This window comes from Paenibacillus sp. JJ-223 (assembly GCF_927798175.1).
Taxonomy (GTDB): domain Bacteria; phylum Bacillota; class Bacilli; order Paenibacillales; family Paenibacillaceae; genus Paenibacillus; species Paenibacillus hubeiensis.
Genome location: NZ_CAKMMP010000042.1, coordinates 1 through 588, shown reverse-complemented (window position 1 = coordinate 588; position 588 = coordinate 1). Strand labels below are relative to the sequence as shown.

The following is a 588-nucleotide window of genomic DNA, read 5'->3' as shown; positions in this document are numbered from 1 at the left end:
GGGCTCTGACTTCTTGTAAGCACACGGTTTCAGGTTCTATTTCACTCCCCTTCCGGGGTGCTTTTCACCTTTCCCTCACGGTACTGCTTCACTATCGGTCGCTAGGAAGTATTTAGCCTTGGCAGATGGTCCTGCCGGATTCATACGGGGTTTCACGTGCCCCGCACTACTCGGGATCCGTCTCGGAGAGAGCAGACTTTCAATTACAGGGCTTTTACCTTCTATGGCGGGCCTTTCCAGACCTCTTCGTTTAACCGGCTCCTTTGTAACTCCATGTGAGACGTCCCACAACCCCAGAGAGCAAGCTCCCTGGTTTGGGCTGTTCCGCGTTCGCTCGCCGCTACTGACGGAATCACTATTGTTTTCTCTTCCTCAGGGTACTTAGATGTTTCAGTTCCCCTGGTATGCCTCTCTTGCCCTATGTATTCAGACAAGAGTAACTGGGTATTACGCCAGCTGGGTTTCCCCATTCGGACATCCCCGGATCAAAGCTTGCTTACAGCTCCCCGAGGCAGTATCGTTGTTCGCCACGTCCTTCATCGGCTCCTAGCGCCTAGGCATCCTCCGTGTGCTCTTAGTAGCTTAACC

At 53.2% G+C, this 588-nt stretch carries 1 rRNA gene; it reads right to left on the bottom strand.

Annotated features, from left to right (window positions below):
- Nucleotides 1-588: ribosomal RNA gene (locus L6H98_RS31185) — 23S ribosomal RNA — on the bottom strand; the annotation flags it as partial.